Here is a 17886-nt window from a genome sequence, read left to right on the forward strand (position 1 = left end):
AGCGTCACCCAAGGCATCCCCACGCTGGAGCGTGAGGAACGATAGGTGTCTGGCAGAAACTCCGCGTCCGGCCCTGGATCGCTCAGTCGCTGTACAGCGCCTGAGTGCGGCGCAGGCGCATGCGGCTGCCGTTGAGGTGCAGGTACATCGCCGAGCGCGCTGCGTCGACGTTGCCTTCGGCGATGGCGTTGTAGATTTGCCGGTGTTCGGTGTTGATTCCGGCCAGGTAGGCGTTGCGATCGCTCTGCCCTGTGTAGGCCGAGTTCATCCGCGTGCGGGGAATCAGCTTGGTGCCCAGATGTTTCATGATATCGATCAGGTACGCATTGCCTGACGCCTTGGCGATCTTGAGGTGAAATTGAAAATCGGCATTGATGGTGGTTCCGGATTTCTGCGGGCCTTCAAGCAGCGCATCAAACGCCCGCTTGAGCTCAAGCAACGCCTCAGGGCTGCGTCGTTGCGCAGCCAGCCCTGCTGCCTCGACTTCCAGGCTCAAGCGAAACTCCAGCAGGTTCAGCACATCGGACAAGGTGGCGATGGTCGCAGGCCCTACCGAAAAACCTTCAGGCGGTGGCATGTCGAGAACAAAGGTGCCGACGCCATGCCGGGTTTCCACCAGCCCGGCGGCCTGCATCCGCGACAGCGCATCGCGCACCACCGTGCGGCTGACACCCTCGGCTTCCATGATGTGGATCTCGGAAGGCAGTTTCTCGCCGCGCACCAGCACGCCGTCACGCATGCGCTGGGCGAAGCGGTCGACCAGGGTTTCTGCCAGGCGTCGATGGTTCTTTTGCGAGGAAAGCGCGTTGTCCGACATTGCAGCCTCAGTTCTGTCCGATACGCGAGTATAGGCTGCGATCCCCACACAAAACACGCCTTGAGTACGGTTATACTCAGCCACCCGACACGGACCCGATCATCCGCCATGGAACAACCTTCCACATCAAAAGGCCGTCGCTCCAGCCTGACTCAGCAACTGGTCGCCGAGTTTTCGCGCAGAATTCACGAAGGCGAGATCCAGAGCGGTGAAAAGCTTCCTACCGAACAGGTGATCATCCGTGAAACCGGGGTCAGCCGCACCGTGGTTCGTGAAGCGATGTCGCGTCTGCAAGCCGAAGGTCTGGTCGAAACCCGGCATGGCATCGGCACCTTCGTGGTCGATGCAGCGCAGCCAGGGAATTTCCAGCAGGTTGAACCGCCAATCGGCACACCCGGCGACGCGGTATCCATCATCGAGCTGCGCCTGAGCATCGAGCCGGAATCTGCCGCGCTGGCGGCTCAACGCCGCACGCCCGAGCAACTGGATGCCATCCGTCAGGCACTCGATGAGCTGCATCGCTGCGCGCGCCTGGGACACGACACCATGAAGGCCGACTTCGAGTTTCACCGACAGATATCACTGTGCACCGCCAACAGCTTCTTTACCGACGTGATGAGCCAGCTCGGCAGCAGCATCCTGCCTCGCACCCGCAGCGGCTTCGGCAATATCACGTCGTTGCACGCAGAGGATGATCCGGGCATCCAGCAACGCGAACAGGAGACCATCTTCGACGCCATCGTCCATCAGGATCGGGATGCCGCCCGAGCCGCGATGCGCCTGCATCTGATCAACAGTCTGCTGCGCCTGCGCGCAAAGGATTAGCCACTAAAACGCTTATAGTTTACCATGCCGCCCGTCGGTTTCCGAGAGGAACTAACAGGGAATTCGCACGCTTTGTCTGCACAAGGCCAAAACGAAACTGCCCCCGCAACTGTAGGCATCGAGCCTGCTCCATGACTGCCACTGGATTCAGCTCCGGGAAGGCCGGAGCCCGGCGATGACATGCCAGTCAGGAGACCTGCCGACCTGCTTCAACCCACTAACCGGCGGGGTGTCCGGGAAGGACATCCGCACGCGGCGGCATTTTCCGTCGTGCCCGGTCATTTGCCGGGGATGTGTTTCCTGATGTGCATTGCGCCTTGGCACCTGCTCCAACGGAGACCGCATTTCATGTCGCTGCCCCGCCTTGCCGTACTTGCCGCCAGCCTGACGCTGTCCACCCTGACCCTCGCCGCCCCCACTCAGTATCCGCTGACCCTTGAAAACTGTGGTTCGACCCTGACGTTCGCGCATGCACCGACCAAGGCAGTGACCATTGGTCAGGCCGGCACTGAAATGCTCTACGAACTGGGCCTGGGCGACCGGCTGGTGGGCACGTCGCTGTGGTTCAACAACGTTTTGCCACGCTTCAAGGCGCAGAACGATAAGGTAGAACGTCTGGCCGACAACGACCCAAGCTTTGAAGCGGTGATTGGCAAACGTCCGGAACTGGTGGCGGTGCAGCTGGAGTGGATGGTCGGCAAACAGGGCGTGGTCGGCACACGCGAGCAGTTCCATGACCTGAAAATACCCACTTACATTCTGCCGTCCGATTGCGAAGGCAAAGATAATCTGGTCGGTGCCGACGGCACACGCCTGGAGCCGTTCCGCATCGAGACCATCTACAAGAGCATCGAGCAACTGGCGCAGATTTTCGATGTACAGGACCGCGGTGACACGCTGGTTGCCGACCTCAAGGCCCGCTTGAGCGCCGCGATTGCCAACGTCAAACAGAACAAGGCGAACGACGTCTCGGCGCTGTTCTGGTTTTCCAGTTCCGATCTCGCCAGCGACCCGTTCGTGGCAGGCCGCAAAGGCATCCCGGACTTCATGCTCAACAGCCTGGGCATGCGCAATATCGTCAAGTCCGACGAAGAATGGCCGACAGTGGGCTGGGAGACCATTGCCAAGGCCAATCCAAGCATTCTGGTGATTGCACGCATGGATCGCCGCCGCTTCCCGGCCGACGACTACCTGAAAAAGATCGAATTCCTCAAGAGCGACCCGGTTACGCGCAACATGGACGCAGTCAAGCATGACCGGATCGTGATCATCGACGCCGAGGGCATGCAGGCTGGCCTGCGCCTGTTTACCGGGTTCGAGGAACTGGCTGACGCCGCCAACCGTTTCAACGCTGCACAATGAGATTACAGGTAGCGCTGGGCCATGTGCTCTGGGTCTCGGCAGTGCTGGTGCTGGCGATCATGGTCGGCGCGGCGATTGGTGAAACCTCGATCAGCCTGAAGGTGGTTTTTCAGGTGCTGGCCAACAAACTCTGGGCTGCCGGCTATGTGCTCGACCCTATCGACGAAGGCATCGTCTGGAACTACCGGCTGACCCGCGCGATTGTCGCGGCAGCCTGCGGGGCCGGGCTGGCGATCTGTGGCGTGGTGCTGCAATCCTTATTGCGCAACCCGCTGGCAGACCCGTATCTGCTGGGAATTTCCGCCGGGGCCTCGACCGGCGCGGTGCTGGTCGCCATTCTGGGCTTTGGTGCGGGGGCTATTTCGATGTCGGCAGGCGCGTTTGCCGGGGCCGTGGCGGCGTTTTCGCTGGTCGCCCTGCTGGCCCACTCGTCGCGAGGCACCACAGCAGCCGGGCAGATCATTCTGGCCGGAATCGCCGGTTCACAGCTGTTCAATGCCCTGACCTCGTTTCTGATCACCAAATCCGCCAGCTCCGAACAGGCACGCGGCATCATGTTCTGGCTGCTGGGCAACCTCAGCGGCGTACGCTGGCACTCGGTATGGCTGGCAGTGCCGACGGTGCTGGTCGGTCTGCTGGTATGCCTCTGGCACCGGCGAGCGCTGGACGCGTTCACCTTCGGCAGCGACTCGGCGGCGTCACTGGGGATTGCCGTGCGGCGCGTGCAGATCATCCTGATCGCGACCGCAGCCCTGGTCACCGCAGTGATGGTGTCAATCGTTGGCTCCATCGGTTTTGTCGGGCTGGTGATCCCGCACGCGGTGCGTATGCTGGTCGGTGTGCGCCATGCACGGCTGGTGCCGTTGAGCGCATTGAGCGGCGCGCTGTTCCTGATCGCTGCCGACATCCTCTCGCGCACGCTGATCAAGGGTCAGGCGCTGCCGATTGGCGTCATTACCGCGCTGATCGGCGCACCGGTCTTCGCTTTGATTCTTATCCGGGGCAATAGCACGCGATGAACGCCTTTCCTCATCTGGCCAACGCACCGGTGCTGGGCTGCACGGGGCTGGGTTATTCGGTGCGTGGCGCTGCGCTGCTGCGCGACGTCGACTTGAGCATCGCAGCCGGCGAGACACTGGCCGTGGTCGGCCCTAACGGTTCAGGAAAATCCACCCTGCTGAAACTATTGGCCGGTATTCAGAAACCGATCTGCGGTAAGGTCAGACTGGGCGGGCAACCACTTGAGACAATGAGCCGCAGAGACGTGGCGCGCCTGCTGGCGGTGGTCGAACAACAAGCAGAAACCAGCGATGCCGTGACGGTTCTGGATGCCGTCGAGCTGGGCCGCACGCCCTGGCTATCGGCACTCGAGCCGTGGAGTACCAACGATGACGCAATCGTTCGCCAGGCGTTGCAGGATGTGGACATGCTGCATATGCAGAAACGTGCCTGGCACACCCTGTCCGGTGGCGAGCGGCAGCGCGTGCACATCGCCAGGGCGCTGGCGCAACGACCCAGGATCCTTCTGCTGGACGAGCCGACCAATCACCTGGATATCCAGCACCAACTGACCATCCTCGGTCTGGTCAGGGCCTTGCCGGTAACCACTGTGATAGCCCTGCACGACCTGAATCAGGCGCTGGATTGCGACCGCGTGGCGGTCATGGAGAAAGGCCGGCTGGTCGCACTGGGTGCGCCGGTCGAGGTGCTGACCCCGGAACGCCTGCTGAGCACCTTCGGCGTCGTGGCGCACTGGCTGACCGACCCGTTCGACGGCGCGAAAATCCTGCGTTTGCGCTCTCACTAAAGACGCGCCGATGGTCAGCCGGTCACCTGGCGCATGCTTCAACAGGTGCGCCGCGCGGCCTGTAGCACTACAATGCGCGCTTTGCCCGCCGCAGGATCCCGTTGCCATGTCGTTACCCAAGCACCACCTGGAATTGCTCAGCCCTGCACGGGATGTAACCATTGCCCGTGAAGCCATCCTGCATGGCGCCGATGCGGTGTACATCGGCGGGCCGAGCTTTGGTGCGCGACACAACGCCTGCAACGAGGTCAGCGACATTGCCGAGCTGGTCAAATTCGCTCATCGCTATCACGCGCGGATCTTCACCACGATCAACACCATCCTGCATGACGACGAACTGGAACCAGCCCGCAAGCTGATTCACCAGCTCTACGACGCAGGCGTAGACGCCTTGATCGTGCAGGACCTCGGGGTGATGGAGATGGACATTCCGCCCATCGAGCTGCATGCCAGCACCCAGACCGACATCCGCACCATGGGCCGGGCGAAGTTTCTCGATCAGGCCGGTTTCTCGCAACTGGTGCTGGCCCGCGAGCTGAACCTGCAGGAAATTCGTGACATCGCCCGCGAAACCGATGCTGCTATCGAGTTTTTCATTCATGGCGCGCTGTGCGTGGCGTTCTCCGGGCAGTGCAATATTTCCCATGCGCAAAACGGCCGCAGCGCCAACCGCGGCGACTGCTCGCAGGCTTGCCGCCTGCCCTACACGCTCAAGGATGATCAGGGCCGCGTCGTCGCGTTCGAAAAGCATCTGTTGTCGATGAAAGACAACAACCAGAGCGCCAACCTGCGCGATCTGGTGGACGCAGGCGTGCGCTCGTTCAAGATCGAAGGTCGCTACAAGGACGCAGGCTACGTCAAAAATATCACCGCTTATTACCGCCAGCGTCTGGACGAGATTCTCGAAGACCGTCCGGACCTCGCCCGCGCTTCCAGCGGCCGTACCGCGCACTTCTTCGTGCCAGACCCGGAAAAGACCTTTCATCGCGGCAGCACCGATTATTTCGTCAGTGACCGCAAGATCGACATCGGTGCGTTCGATACGCCGACGTTTACCGGTCTGGCAGTCGGCACCGTCGAAAAACTCGGCAAGCGTGACCTGATCGCCGTGACCCATGAGCCGCTGTCCAACGGTGACGGTCTCAACGTGCAGATCAAGCGTGAAGTGGTGGGCTTCCGTGCCAATATCGCCGAGCTCAAAGGCGAGTTCGAAGAAGACGGCCAGAAACGCTGGCGCTACCGTGTAGAACCCAACGAGATGCCTGCGGCCCTGTCCCGTGTGCGCCCCAACCATCCGTTGAATCGCAACCTGGACCACAACTGGCAGCAGGCGCTGCTCAAGACCTCGGCCGAGCGCCGCATCGGCATTCAGTGGCAGGTTACCCTTCGTGAAGACCAACTGCGCCTGGAAGCCATCAGTGAAGAAGGTGTGAGCGTCGCGGTAAACCTTGACGGTCCGTTCGGCGCAGCCAACAAGCCCGAGCAGGCACTGGATCAGCTGCGCGATCTACTGACCCAGCTGGGCACCACGATCTACCATGCGCAGGACGTCAGGCTCGACGCGCCACAGGCGTTCTTCGTGCCCAACTCGCAGCTCAAGACCCTGCGCCGCGATGCCATCGAGGCGCTGACCGAAGCGCGCATCAAGGTGCATCCGCGCGGTGGCCGCAAGGCCGAAACCACCCCGCCGCCGGTGTACCCGGAGTCGCATTTGTCGTTTCTGGCCAACGTCTACAACCAGAAGGCCCGCGATTTCTACCATCGCCACGGCGTACAGTTGATCGACGCGGCCTACGAGGCCCACGAAGAAACCGGTGAAGTGCCAGTGATGATCACCAAACACTGCCTGCGTTTCTCGTTCAACCTGTGCCCGAAACAGGCCAAAGGCGTGACGGGCGTGCGCACCAAGGTCGCGCCCATGCAACTGGTGCAGGGTGATGAAGTGCTGACCCTGAAATTCGATTGCAAACCTTGCGAAATGCACGTGATCGGCAAAATGAAAGGTCACATTCTCGACCTGCCGTTGCCCGGCAGCGCTGCGGCTAAATCGGTGGTCGGCCACATCACCCCGGAAGACCTGCTCAAGACTGCGCGTCAGCGTTCTCCGCACTGATCGATACAAGGGGGTTGGCGCCCTGCCAGCCCCCTTCCGTCTTCTGACAAAGCCCTCTTAAAGAACGCGCTCCATATGGGTCGTATTCCACACCGGGTCGTTTTCCACATCGGTCACAGCAAAACCCTGTTTCTCCCAGAAACGGATCGCGCCGGGCAGAAACGGATGAGTATGCAGGTACAAAACCTCTATGCCACCTGCCTCGGCATGGGCCCAGAGCGCCTGACATAAACGGCTGGCAAGCCCGTCGCCGCGAAACTCCGGCATTACGAACAGGCGCACGATCTCAACGGTTCTGCGCCCGCGATAATCGAGCTGCGGGAAACGATGATCGAACGGCAGGTAGCCCACAGCCGCGATGATCTGCCCTTCACTGCAGGCGATCAGAAACTTGCCGTCCTCCCCGTCCAGATACACCTGCTCGAAACCGGCCAGATCGGGCGGAACGGTGACGGTGTCGAGCAAGGGAAAGATTTCGGCACGCGCACGCATGACGAAATCGACGGTGTGCGGGATCTCGGAGGGGTGTACCTCAGTAATAGTGATGTTCATGAGCACGGACTTATTGGGGGAATTGCAGGGTGATACAAATGTTACGCCAGACTTGGGCTTTTGAACGCACGGCTTAACTATAGAGCAGGCGGCGCGGCGCAGAATTGTGACGCGGAGCGTCACGACAGGCATTCCCACGCGGATTGAGGAACGATATGTGCCTGGAGCGACTGGGGTGCCCAGAGGCAAAAACGCCGATTATCGTGAGCGGGCAATGCGGCGCACAGCTTTACAGCGCAAACCCTTCGATGCGCACCAATGCAAGGCAGGAAAAATCATGCGCCAGACACCTCGTAAACGCGGCACAGCCTTGCGGGCATTGCCAATGCGCGTCTGAACCGCTGCAACCGCAAGCTGGCACAGCCCCTGCATGATGTTGGATAACCCCACCATGAATGTGGTCGGGCTGCCCCGGTTGATCGACGTTGATCGCCAGTCTCGAAGAGACCAGAGGGCCACATGGGTGCATCCGGCAACGTGGCTTGATGGCATCCCCGAACACCCAATAAGAGAACAGGCAAAGGCGCCTGGAACCGAAAGGTTCCGGGCGCTTTTTTTTGCTTCAAAAAACCTGATTGGCCTCGGCCGGGACTTGCTATGAACACCACAGTCTTCCCCATGAACGATGTAAAAACCCTGATCGTCGTCGGTAATGGCATGGTCGGGCACCATTGCGTCGAGCAGTTGATCGCAGGCGGCGCACTGGAGCGTTATCGCATCCATGTATTTGGCGAAGAAGCACAGCGTGCCTACGACCGCGTGCATTTGTCCGAATACTTTACCGGCCGCGATGCCGAGTCGCTGGCCATGAGTGAAATGTCTGTCTACGAACAACCTGGCCTGACGCTGCACCTGGGCGTACCGGTGCTGGAGATTGATCGTGATCGTCATGAAATCATCACTGCCGAAGGCTGCTTCAGCTACGACAAGCTGATCCTGGCCACCGGCTCCTTCCCGTTCGTACCGCCGATCGAGGGCGCACAGGGCAACTCGCGGCTGGTCTATCGCACGCTTGAGGACCTGGACACCATTCGCTACGCCGCCTCGAAAGCTCGCCGTGGCGTGGTAGTCGGCGGTGGTCTGCTCGGGCTTGAAGCGGCCAACGCACTGAAGTCGCTTGGCCTGGAAGCCCATGTTGTCGAGTTCGCCCCGCGCTTGATGCCGGTGCAACTGGACGAGCACGGCGGGGCCGCCTTGAAAGCGCGTATCGAAGCGCTGGGCGTTGGCGTACACCTGTCGCGCGCCACACAATCGATCAGCGACGGCAAGCAATACCGCTATCGCATGAACTTCGCCAACGACGAATTTCTGGAAACCGATCTGATCGTGTTCTCTGCCGGTATCCGCCCGCAGGACGCTCTGGCTCGCCAGTGTGAACTGGAACTCGGCCCGCGTGGCGGTATTGCAATCGACGAGCACTGTCGCACCAGTGACGCCGATATCTATGCAATCGGAGAGTGCGCGGCCTGGAACGGCAGCGTATTCGGCCTGGTAGCACCCGGTTATCAGATGGCCCGTGGCGTCGCCGCACAGTTGTGCGAAAAGGACACTGAGCCGTTCTTCGGTGCCGACATGTCCACCAAGCTCAAGCTGCTGGGCGTGGATGTCGGCTCCATTGGTGACGCGCACGGTGCGCTGGCCGGGGCTGTCAGTTATCGTTTCATTGACGAAGCCACCGCCAGCTATCGCCGGCTGGTGGTGTCGGCAGATGGCAAGCAAGTGCTCGGCGCGGTGCTGGTCGGCGACAACAGTTACTACGACACCCTGCTGCAATACGCCCAGAACGGCATCACCCTGCCCGCCGACCCGTCCAGCTTGATTCTGCCGCGTGGCGAAGGCGCGCCGACGCTGGGTGCCGATGCCCTGCCCGCCACCGCGACCATCTGTTCCTGCCATAACGTCAGCAAGGGCTCTATCTGTTCGGCAATCGACAATGGCTGCACCGACCTCGCCGGGGTCAAGGCCTGCACCAAAGCAGCCACCGGTTGTGGCGGCTGCACTGCGCTGCTCAAGCAGGTGTTCGAACATGAGTTGATGGCGCGCGGTGTGGCGGTCGACAAAAGCCTCTGCGAGCACTTCGCCTACACCCGCCAGGAGTTGTACTCGATGGTCCGCGTCGAAGGTATCGAGACCTTTGACGAACTGCTGACTCGCCATGGCAAAGGCGCGCATGGCTGCGACATCTGCAAGCCTGCGGTCGGCTCGATTCTCGCTTCGTGCTGGAACCGCCCGATCACCGAACCTTCGCTGGTGCCACTGCAGGACACCAACGATACCTTGATGGCCAACATGCAGAAAAACGGCACCTACTCGGTCGTACCGCGTATTCCGGGTGGCGAAATCACCCCTGACGGCCTGATCGCGATTGGTGCCGTGGCCAAGAAGTACGACCTGTACACCAAGATCACCGGCGGCCAGCGCATCGACCTGTTCGGCGCGCAACTGCATGAACTGCCGGACATTTGGAGTGAGTTGATTGAGGCGGGTTTCGAGACCGGGCATGCCTACGGCAAATCGACCCGGACGGTTAAGTCCTGCGTCGGCAGTACCTGGTGCCGCTATGGCGTGCAGGACAGCGTCGCCATGGCACTGCGCATCGAGGACCGTTACAAGGGTCTGCGCTCACCGCACAAACTCAAGTTCGCCGTATCCGGCTGCACCCGCGAGTGCGCCGAAGCGCAGAGCAAGGATGTGGGTGTAATTGCCACCGAGAACGGCTGGAACCTGTACCTATGCGGCAACGGCGGCATGCGTCCACGCCACGCCGAGCTGTTCGCCACCGACCTGGATGACGAAACCCTGATTCGCTACATCGACCGTTTCCTGATGCTCTACATCCGCACTGCCGACAAGCTGCAACGTACCTCGGTCTGGCGTGAATCGCTGGAAGGCGGCCTCGACTATCTCAAGGCAGTCATCATCGACGACAGCCTGGGCCTGGCCGCAGAGCTGGAGTCGCAGATGCAGCTAGTGGTCGACCGCTATGAATGCGAATGGGCCAATGCCCTCAAGGACCCGGAGAAGCTCAAGCGCTTCCGCACCTTCGTCAATGACGGGCGTGGCGACCCGGACGTGCATTTCGTCAAGGAGCGCGCCCAGCGTCGTCCGGCAAAACCCGAAGAGCTGGCCCTTATCCCGCTGTTCAAGGAGGTGGTGTAATGAATTCGTCCAACACCGTATTGGCGGGCGAAAACGCCCATTCTGCACTGCAACTGCACTGGCATGCCCTGTGCGGACGCAAGGATCTGGTCGCCAACTCCGGCGTGGTAGCGTGGCTGGACGGCACGCAGGTAGCGCTGTTCTACCTGCCTGAAACCCCTGAGGGCGAACAGCTCTTTGCCATCGACAACCGCGACCCCAAGTCCGGTGCCAATGTGATCGGTCGCGGATTGATTGGCCATATTGCTGGCGAGCTGGTGATTGCCTCGCCGTTGTACAAGCAGCATTTTCGCCTGCACGACGGTAGTTGCATCGAGTACCCGGAGCAACGTCTGGAGGTCTGGTCGGTACGGCTTAACGGAGATCAGGTAGAGATTGCCGTCTAGCTGATAACAATAGGGCCAGACAACCTGGTCGCTGGCCGACCAGGCTGTTGCGTGGGATGAATGACCGACTATTGCAGCTCGGACACCAGCGCTTTGTTGAAGCCCTGCGGATCTTCCATCTGCGGGGCATGCCCCTTGCCCTTGAACTCCACCAGTCTGGCGCCAGGGATCATCTGCGCCACCTGCTTGCCCAGTACCTTGTAATTGCCGATCTTCGCCTTGACCTCGGGCGGCGCGATGTCGCTGCCGATGGCGGTGGTATCGGCATCGCCGATCATCAACACGGTCGGCACCTGCAGCCTGGGAAACTCGTAGAACACTGGCTGGGTAAAAATCATGTCGTAGATCAGCGCCGAGTTCCAGGCAACGATCTTATGGCCCGGCCCCTTGTTCAGGCCCGCCAGCATGTCGACCCATTTGTCGTATTCAGGCTTCCAGCGCCCGTCGTAGTAGGTCTTCTGCTCGTAGGCGCGAATGCCTTCGGCGGTGGTCTTCAGTTCGCGCTCATACCACTGATCGACGCTGCGGTAAGGCACGCCAAGGGCCTTCCAGTCTTCCAGTCCTATTGGGTTGACCATCACCAGTTTCTCGGTCTGTTTCGGGTACATCAGCGCGTAACGCGTGGCCAGCATGCCGCCGGTGGAATGGCCGACGACCGACGCCTTGTCGATACCCAGCTTTTCGAGCAACGCGTGGGTGTTCATCGACAACTGCTGGAAGCTGTATTGATAGTGCGCAGGTTTGGTCGAGGTGCAAAAACCGATCTGGTCAGGCGCAACAACGCGATAGCCCGCAGCACTCAGCCCCTCGATAGTGTCTTCCCAGGTCGCGGCGCAGAAATTCTTGCCATGCATCAGCACCGCGGTGCGGCCATTGGCCTTGCCGGTGGGTGCGACATCCATGTAACCCATTTCCAGCGTCTGGCCCTGGGACTGAAAACTGAATTTGTGCAGCGCGTGGGGGTAAGTGAAACCTTCCAGTTGCTGGCCATAACCGGGCGTTTCAGCCAGTGCTGCGCCTGACAGCGTCAACGACATCAACATGCCGGCAATCTTTGCAGCCCGCATAAGGGGCACCTCCTGTAGCCTGTGGATAGGGGTCGAAATCTGCAGCCGCTTCCACGTTAAACCGCAGACCAGCAAGTAGACCTTGTTTCCCGCTACAGATTCGCCCCTTTCCTGCCTGTAGAACCGTAAGCAGACGTTTCATCATGCCAGCCCGACGGCGGCAAAACGCTGGACGCCCCCTGCCACGCTTGCCTAGACTGAGCCGTCGGTTACAGGCCGTCGTGGTCAGCCAGGTCTGATGCCAAGGAACAGCAATGAATCGAAATGAACTGCGCAAGGCCGACATCAACCTGATGGTGGTCTTCGAGACATTAATGCAGGAGCGTAACGTCACCCGGGCAGCCGAAAAGCTGTTTCTCGGCCAACCCACGATAAGCGCCGCACTGAATCGCCTGCGCAACCTGCTCAATGACCCGTTGTTCATCCGCGTGGGGCATCGTATGGAGCCGACCGCGCGTGCCCATGAAATTCTCAAGCACCTGACGCCAGCGCTGGATGCCATGTCTACCGCGCTGAGCCTGACCACCGATTTCGATCCCTCGGTCAGCAAGATGACTTTTCGCATCGGCCTGACCGACGACGTCGAATTCGGCCTGTTTCCCGCCATGCTCAAGGCCATCCGCGAGGAGGCGCCTGGCGTGGTGATCGTGGTCAAACACGTCGACTACCTGAATATCTCCGAAGTGCTGATGTCCGGCGACATCACCGTCGGCGTCTGCCTGACCCGTGAGCTGCCGGCCAATGCCAAACGCAAGACGCTGCGCAACGTGCAGCCACGGCTGGTGCGCGCCGACAAACCGCGCAGTCCGATGAGCATCGACGAGTATTGTTCACGACCTCATGTGGTGGTGTCGCACGTGGCCAGCATCAGCAGCTTTGCCGACGAGTGGCTGACCGCACTGGGTCGCAAGCGTCAGGTCGTGTTGTCAGTGCCGCAGTTCGCCACCCTGCCCGCACTGATGGCTGGCACCGACATGATTTCGGGCCTGTCCGACTACGCGGCCAAGGCCATGAGCGCATTGGGTTTGCTGTATGACGAGCCGTTGCCCTTCCCCACGCCGGGGCTGGACCTGTCGATGACATGGCTGAGTGTGATGGACAGCGACCCTGCCGAGCGTTGGCTGCGCAGCAGGATCGAGGAGTTCATGGGCGAGCGCCAGGAAGCGCCCGCCCTGGCCGGTTGATCAGCCGAAACGACCGGTAATGTAGTCTTCGGTCTGGGTCTTGGAGGGCTTGGTGAAGATGGTGTCGGTGTCGCCGTGCTCGATCAGTTCACCCATGAACATGAAGGCGGTGTAGTCAGAGCAACGCGCCGCCTGCTGCATGTTGTGGGTCACGATGATCACGGTGAACTGCTCCTTGAGTTCAGTGATCAGCTGTTCGATACGCCCGGTCGAAATCGGGTCAAGTGCCGAAGTGGGCTCATCGAGCAGCAACACCTGAGGGCGCAGCGCGATGGTGCGGGCGATGCACAGACGTTGCTGCTGACCACCGGACAGACCGGTTGCGCTCTGCTTGAGCTTGTCCTTGACCTCATCCCACAACGCCGCACCACGCAGTGCCTGCTCGACGCGATCTTCCATTTCCCGACGCGACAGCTTTTCGTGGTGCTTGATGGCATAGGAAATGTTGTCGTAGATCGACATCGGGAACGGCACCGGCTTCTGGAACACCATGCCCACATGACTGCGCAGGCGGTTCATTGAATAGCCAGGCGCCAGGATGTTTTCGCCATTGAGCAGCACTTCGCCGCGTGCTTCCTGTTTCGGGTACATCGCATAAATACGATTGAAAACGCGCAGCAGGGTCGATTTACCGCAACCCGACGGGCCGATGATCGCAGTGATGCGCTTCTCGGGGATGGTCATGTCGATGGACTTCAACGACTTCTGGTTGTTGTAGAAAAACTCCAGACCGCGCACTTGGATCTTGGTCTTTTCGTTGGCCAGGGAAAGGTTGTTCATCAGGACGCCCTATTGCGCAGAAGAATTAAGCGAGACAGCAGACTCAGTATCAGTACGAACAACGTCATGACCAGTGCACCGGCCCATGCCAGGGAGTGCCAATCATCGAACGGGCTCATGGCGTACTGGAAAACCACCACCGGAACACTGGCGATTGGTTTGAGCAGATCACTGCTCCAGAACTGGTTGCCGAAAGCGGTGAACAGCAGCGGCGCGGTTTCGCCGGTGATACGTGCCAATGCCAGCAATACGCCGGTAACCACACCCGCCTTGGCCGCACGCAGAACGATTTGCAGGGTCAGCTTCCATTGCGGCACACCCAGCGCCAGCGCGGCTTCACGCATGGTCGAGGGTTGCAGTTGCATCATTTCGTCAGTGGTACGCACCACCACCGGGATGACCAGCAATGCCAGAGCCAGTGCACCGGCAATCGCCGAAAAGCCCACCTGATGGCCTGTCACTGCGTTGAGCGGCAGTACCACAACGGTATAAACGAACAGGCCGAGTACGATGGAAGGTGCCGAAAGCAGGATGTCGTTGATGAAGCGTACTGCGTTACCCAGCTTGGTGTAGCGGGCAAACTCGGCCAGCCAGATACCGGCCATCAAGCCGATTGGTGTACCGATCAACAGGCCTATGCCAGACATCAGCACGCTGCCGTAGAACGCGTTGGCCAGGCCACCCTCGGTGCCAGGTGGCGGGGTCATGCCGGTGAACAACTGCAGGTTTAGCGCGTCGATACCCTTGATGATAGTGGTCAGCAGAATCCACACCAGCCACAGCAGGCCGAAGGCAGTGGCACCACAGCTGAGCACCATCGCAATCTTGTTCTTGATGCTGCGAACCCGATACAGGCTCTCGCTGCCTGTCACATCCTTACTCATAACCCCTCCTTACGCGAAAGGCGCGACAGCATCAGACGTGCAAGGGCCAGCACGATGAAGGTGACCACAAACAACAGGAAGCCAAGGGCGATCAGTGCCGAACGGTGCAAGTCGGTATAGGCCTCGTTGAACTCGTTGGCGATCACCGAAGCAATGGAACTGCTCGGCATCATCAGCGATGCAGAGAACTGATGGGCGTTGCCCAGTACAAAGGTTACCGCCATGGTTTCGCCGAGCGCGCGTCCCAACCCGAGGAACACACCACCGACCACTGCCGAACGGGTGTAAGGCAGCACGATGTCCCAGACCACTTCCCAGGTCGTGCCGCCCAGTGCGTAGGCCGACTCTTTGAGGGCCACGGGCACGGTACGGAAGACTTCCTGCATCACCGAGGTAATGAACGGCGTGATCATGATCGCCAGCACGATACCGGCGGTCAGCATGCCGATACCCAGCGGCGGGCCCTGAAACATCGGACCGATCAGCGGCAGTGCGCCGAGGTTTTCGGTGATCCAGGGTGACAGGTGTTCAGCCATGAACGGGCCAAAGACAAACAGCCCCCACATGCCGTAGATGATCGAAGGGATACCGGCCAACAGCTCGATGGCCGAGGCAATCGGCATGCGCAGCCAAGGCGGAGCCACTTCGGTCAGAAAGATTGCAATGCCGAAACTCACCGGTACGGCGATCAGCAAAGCCAGAAAAGAGGTAACCAGAGTGCCGTAGATCGGAACCAGTGCGCCGAACTTGCCGGCGTTTACGTCCCACTCGGTGCTGGTCAGAAAGCCAAACCCGAAAGTCTGGAATGCCAGACTGCCGCCCCACAGGGTCGACAAGGCAATACAACCCAGCAAAGCAAGCACCAGCATCGCTGCGGCCTGCAATGAACGCTTGAACCACAGGTCATGACGATGATCCCGTTTGGCGCGCTTCTCGCCCTCGGACTCACCAGCGGAGACGTTAGCGGACAGGTATTGGGTGTTTTCAGTCATGTTGAGGCCACTCGCAAGGAAAAGCCCCTGTCACCGAGCCGATATCGCGGCTGATGACAGGGGTGGTACGGGTTGAATCACTTACTTGGTGAATTCCGTTTTCCAGTAGCTTTCCACGCGTTCAACCAGCGATTTCGGCAATGCTACATATTCCAGTTTCTCGGCTTGTTTCTGGCCGTTTTCCAGGGACCATTTGAAGAAGTCGAAAGCGGCTGCGCTTTTCTCTTCGTTCTTGGCTTTCTTGTACATGATGATCCAGGTGGTCGCGGTGATCGGCCATGCAGCCTCACCCGGCGCGTTGGTCATGATCAGGTTGAAGTCTTTGGCGCTCGCCCAGTCGGCAGTGTCAGCAGCGGCAGCAAAAGCCTTGGCGTCTGGCTTGATGAATTTGCCGGCAGCGTTTTTCAACTGGGTGTAAGACAACTTGTTGGTCGTTGCGTAGGAGTACTCAACGTAACCGATCGAACCCTTGATCTGTTTCACGTAGGCAGAAACACCTTCGTTACCCTTGCCGCCCACACCGGCTGGCCATTGCACGGTCGAACCGAACTTCAGCTTCTCGTTCCACTCCGGGCTGACTTTGCTCAGGTAGTTGGTGAAGTTGTAAGTGGTACCCGAACCGTCCGAGCGGTGAACAACAGTGATCGCAGTATCAGGCAGCTTCACGCCCGAGTTCAGGGCAGTGATTGCCGGGTCGTTCCACTTCTTGATGTCGCCCATGAAGATCTTGGCGATAGTTGGGCCGTCCAGCTTCAGCTCGCCACTTTCAACGCCTTCGACGTTGACGATCGGCACGATACCGCCGATGACGCTTGGGAATTGACCCAGGCCGCCAGCCTGCAGGTCCTCAGCGGACATAGGGGCGTCGGATGCACCGAAGTCAACAGTCGCTGCCTTGATCTGGGCAATACCGCCGCCCGAACCGATGGACTGATAGTTGATACGGTTATCCTTGGTTTTGCTGTAGTCCTGGGACCACGCTGAAATAACCGGGTAGACGAAACTCGAACCAGCACCTGTGACATCAGTCGCATGGGCCACACCGCTGAGGCACAGCGAAGCGATCAGAAGCGACAAGCGTTTTTTAGTCAGCAGTATCACGGTAATACCTCAGTCCAGGAGATTGTGTGGTGGCCCAGTTAAGGAGGCCCGAGGCGGATTTAAAACCTGAAATGTTGCTGTTTCATGACAATCCAACGAATCGTGTCAGCGAAGGAACTTTTTTGTAGGCGATTTCCTACGCTGCCGACGTTGAAAAAACCCGTAGAGCCCAATGTTTACGGCGAAATCATGCCCCACAGCGCTAAATAGCTTTGTGCCACCTTTAGATGGATAGCCAAACGCCATCTGCGTTATAAAAATGTAAGAAAGTATGATTTTAAGAATCGTTGGGGATGACCGAACGGTCACGTTATAGCTAAATCAACTTAAAAATGTTCCATCAGCGCTCATCACATCTATGCAAACCAGCGAATGCAAAAGGTTTGAAACCGCCGACGCAAGGAGTCGGCATTGGTGGGAGCGGGTCGCACGAAGCTACCGTTCGTCGGGTTCAACGGCACCTATGGCCACTGGCCAATGACCAATATACGTACGTTAAAGAACTACTTTAAAACAACGGAGTAAGCATCATGATCAAGACTAAACTGACTGCCCTCACCCTGGCAGGCCTGATGGCCGTCGCTTCGGGTGCAGCTTTTGCCGAATCGACGACCAGCTCTGAAACGCCGATCAACAAGAATGCGACCAAGCTGCCGGGCACTAACACCCAGCCGATGGACCGCACCTCTTCCGAAACTCCTGGCGCGCAAACAGACAGCAAAAAAGCGGCTGCCGAAAAGTCGATGAAACATGACAAGGGCGCGCATGGCACGCACGACAAGAGCAACGTTACTGAAAAAACCAAGACTCAGTAATCAAGCTTCTGACGCGGGCAGGACAACAGGCTCTGCTCGCGT

General features: G+C 59.6%; 16 protein-coding genes and 1 riboswitch. Of the genes, 9 read left to right on the plus strand and 7 right to left on the minus strand.

What is annotated here, in order from left to right:
- Positions 1–82: 82 nt before the first annotated feature.
- Positions 83–817, minus strand: coding sequence for a FadR/GntR family transcriptional regulator (locus AO068_RS04495; protein WP_005755744.1), 735 nt, complete (start codon positions 815–817; stop codon positions 83–85).
- A gap of 108 nt (positions 818–925) precedes the next feature.
- Between AO068_RS04495 and AO068_RS04500 the strand changes: the two genes are divergently transcribed.
- From AO068_RS04500 to AO068_RS04520, 5 genes are all read left to right on the plus strand, one after another.
- On the plus strand, positions 926–1642 hold the full coding sequence (locus AO068_RS04500) for a FadR/GntR family transcriptional regulator (RefSeq protein ID WP_058407761.1): 717 nt from the start codon (positions 926–928) through the stop codon (positions 1640–1642).
- An 18-nt stretch (positions 1643–1660) separates the two neighbouring features.
- Positions 1661–1860, plus strand: a riboswitch (cobalamin riboswitch).
- Between the two features lie 130 nt (positions 1861–1990).
- On the plus strand, positions 1991–3004 hold the full coding sequence (locus AO068_RS04505; protein WP_005731962.1) for an ABC transporter substrate-binding protein: 1014 nt from the start codon (positions 1991–1993) through the stop codon (positions 3002–3004).
- Positions 3001–4023, plus strand: a complete 1023-nt coding sequence (locus AO068_RS04510) for a FecCD family ABC transporter permease (RefSeq protein ID WP_016981376.1) — start codon at positions 3001–3003, stop codon at positions 4021–4023. The genes AO068_RS04505 and AO068_RS04510 overlap by 4 nt, the downstream gene beginning before the upstream one ends.
- Complete coding sequence (locus tag AO068_RS04515; RefSeq protein WP_058407762.1) at positions 4020–4811, plus strand: ABC transporter ATP-binding protein; 792 nt, start codon at positions 4020–4022, stop codon at positions 4809–4811. The genes AO068_RS04510 and AO068_RS04515 overlap by 4 nt, the downstream gene beginning before the upstream one ends.
- 106 nt (positions 4812–4917) lie before the next feature.
- Positions 4918–6924, plus strand: a complete 2007-nt coding sequence (locus AO068_RS04520; protein WP_058407763.1) for a peptidase U32 family protein — start codon at positions 4918–4920, stop codon at positions 6922–6924.
- A gap of 57 nt (positions 6925–6981) precedes the next feature.
- Here AO068_RS04520 and AO068_RS04525 read toward each other — a convergent pair whose 3' ends face one another.
- Positions 6982–7476 carry a GNAT family N-acetyltransferase gene (locus AO068_RS04525; protein ID WP_058407764.1) on the minus strand — a complete coding sequence of 165 codons (495 nt, stop codon included), beginning with the start codon at positions 7474–7476 and terminating at the stop codon, positions 6982–6984.
- 597 nt (positions 7477–8073) lie between these two features.
- Here AO068_RS04525 and nirB point away from each other — a divergent pair.
- Positions 8074–10635, plus strand: a complete 2562-nt coding sequence (gene nirB, locus AO068_RS04535; RefSeq protein WP_058407765.1) for a nitrite reductase large subunit NirB — start codon at positions 8074–8076, stop codon at positions 10633–10635.
- Positions 10635–11021 carry a nitrite reductase small subunit NirD gene (gene nirD / locus AO068_RS04540; RefSeq protein ID WP_058407766.1) on the plus strand — a complete coding sequence of 129 codons (387 nt, stop codon included), beginning with the start codon at positions 10635–10637 and terminating at the stop codon, positions 11019–11021. Before nirB ends, nirD begins: the two co-directional genes overlap by 1 nt.
- A gap of 68 nt (positions 11022–11089) precedes the next feature.
- On the opposite strand, the gene AO068_RS04545 is transcribed toward nirD, so the two are convergent.
- Complete coding sequence (locus AO068_RS04545; protein ID WP_005780116.1) at positions 11090–12088, minus strand: alpha/beta fold hydrolase; 999 nt, start codon at positions 12086–12088, stop codon at positions 11090–11092.
- A 254-nt stretch (positions 12089–12342) separates the two neighbouring features.
- Here AO068_RS04545 and AO068_RS04550 point away from each other — a divergent pair, with 254 nt between their 5' ends.
- The gene (locus AO068_RS04550) at positions 12343–13272 is read left to right on the plus strand and encodes a LysR family transcriptional regulator (RefSeq protein WP_058407767.1); all 930 of its coding nucleotides are present in this window, start codon (positions 12343–12345) and stop codon (positions 13270–13272) included.
- Here the strand turns inward: AO068_RS04550 and pstB are convergent, their stop codons facing one another.
- From pstB to pstS, 4 genes are all read right to left on the minus strand, one after another.
- Positions 13273–14052, minus strand: a complete 780-nt coding sequence (pstB, locus tag AO068_RS04555) for a phosphate ABC transporter ATP-binding protein PstB (RefSeq protein ID WP_002553918.1) — start codon at positions 14050–14052, stop codon at positions 13273–13275.
- Complete coding sequence (gene pstA, locus AO068_RS04560; RefSeq protein ID WP_002553919.1) at positions 14052–14936, minus strand: phosphate ABC transporter permease PstA; 885 nt, start codon at positions 14934–14936, stop codon at positions 14052–14054. The genes pstB and pstA overlap by 1 nt, the downstream gene beginning before the upstream one ends.
- The gene (gene pstC, locus AO068_RS04565) at positions 14933–15928 is read right to left on the minus strand and encodes a phosphate ABC transporter permease subunit PstC (protein ID WP_003371940.1); all 996 of its coding nucleotides are present in this window, start codon (positions 15926–15928) and stop codon (positions 14933–14935) included. The genes pstA and pstC overlap by 4 nt, the downstream gene beginning before the upstream one ends.
- Before the next feature lie 81 nt (positions 15929–16009).
- Positions 16010–17029 (minus strand): phosphate ABC transporter substrate-binding protein PstS, encoded by a 1020-nt coding sequence (pstS, locus tag AO068_RS04570; protein WP_002553921.1) that lies wholly within the window; start codon positions 17027–17029, stop codon positions 16010–16012.
- Between the two features lie 530 nt (positions 17030–17559).
- Here pstS and AO068_RS04575 point away from each other — a divergent pair.
- A complete protein-coding gene (locus tag AO068_RS04575; protein WP_058407768.1) occupies positions 17560–17844 on the plus strand; it encodes a hypothetical protein in 285 nt (94 codons plus the stop codon).
- Positions 17845–17886 lie beyond the last annotated feature (42 nt).

The sequence above is a fragment of the Pseudomonas sp. ICMP 3272 genome, assembly GCF_001466905.1.
Taxonomy (GTDB): Bacteria; Pseudomonadota; Gammaproteobacteria; order Pseudomonadales; family Pseudomonadaceae; genus Aquipseudomonas; species Aquipseudomonas amygdali.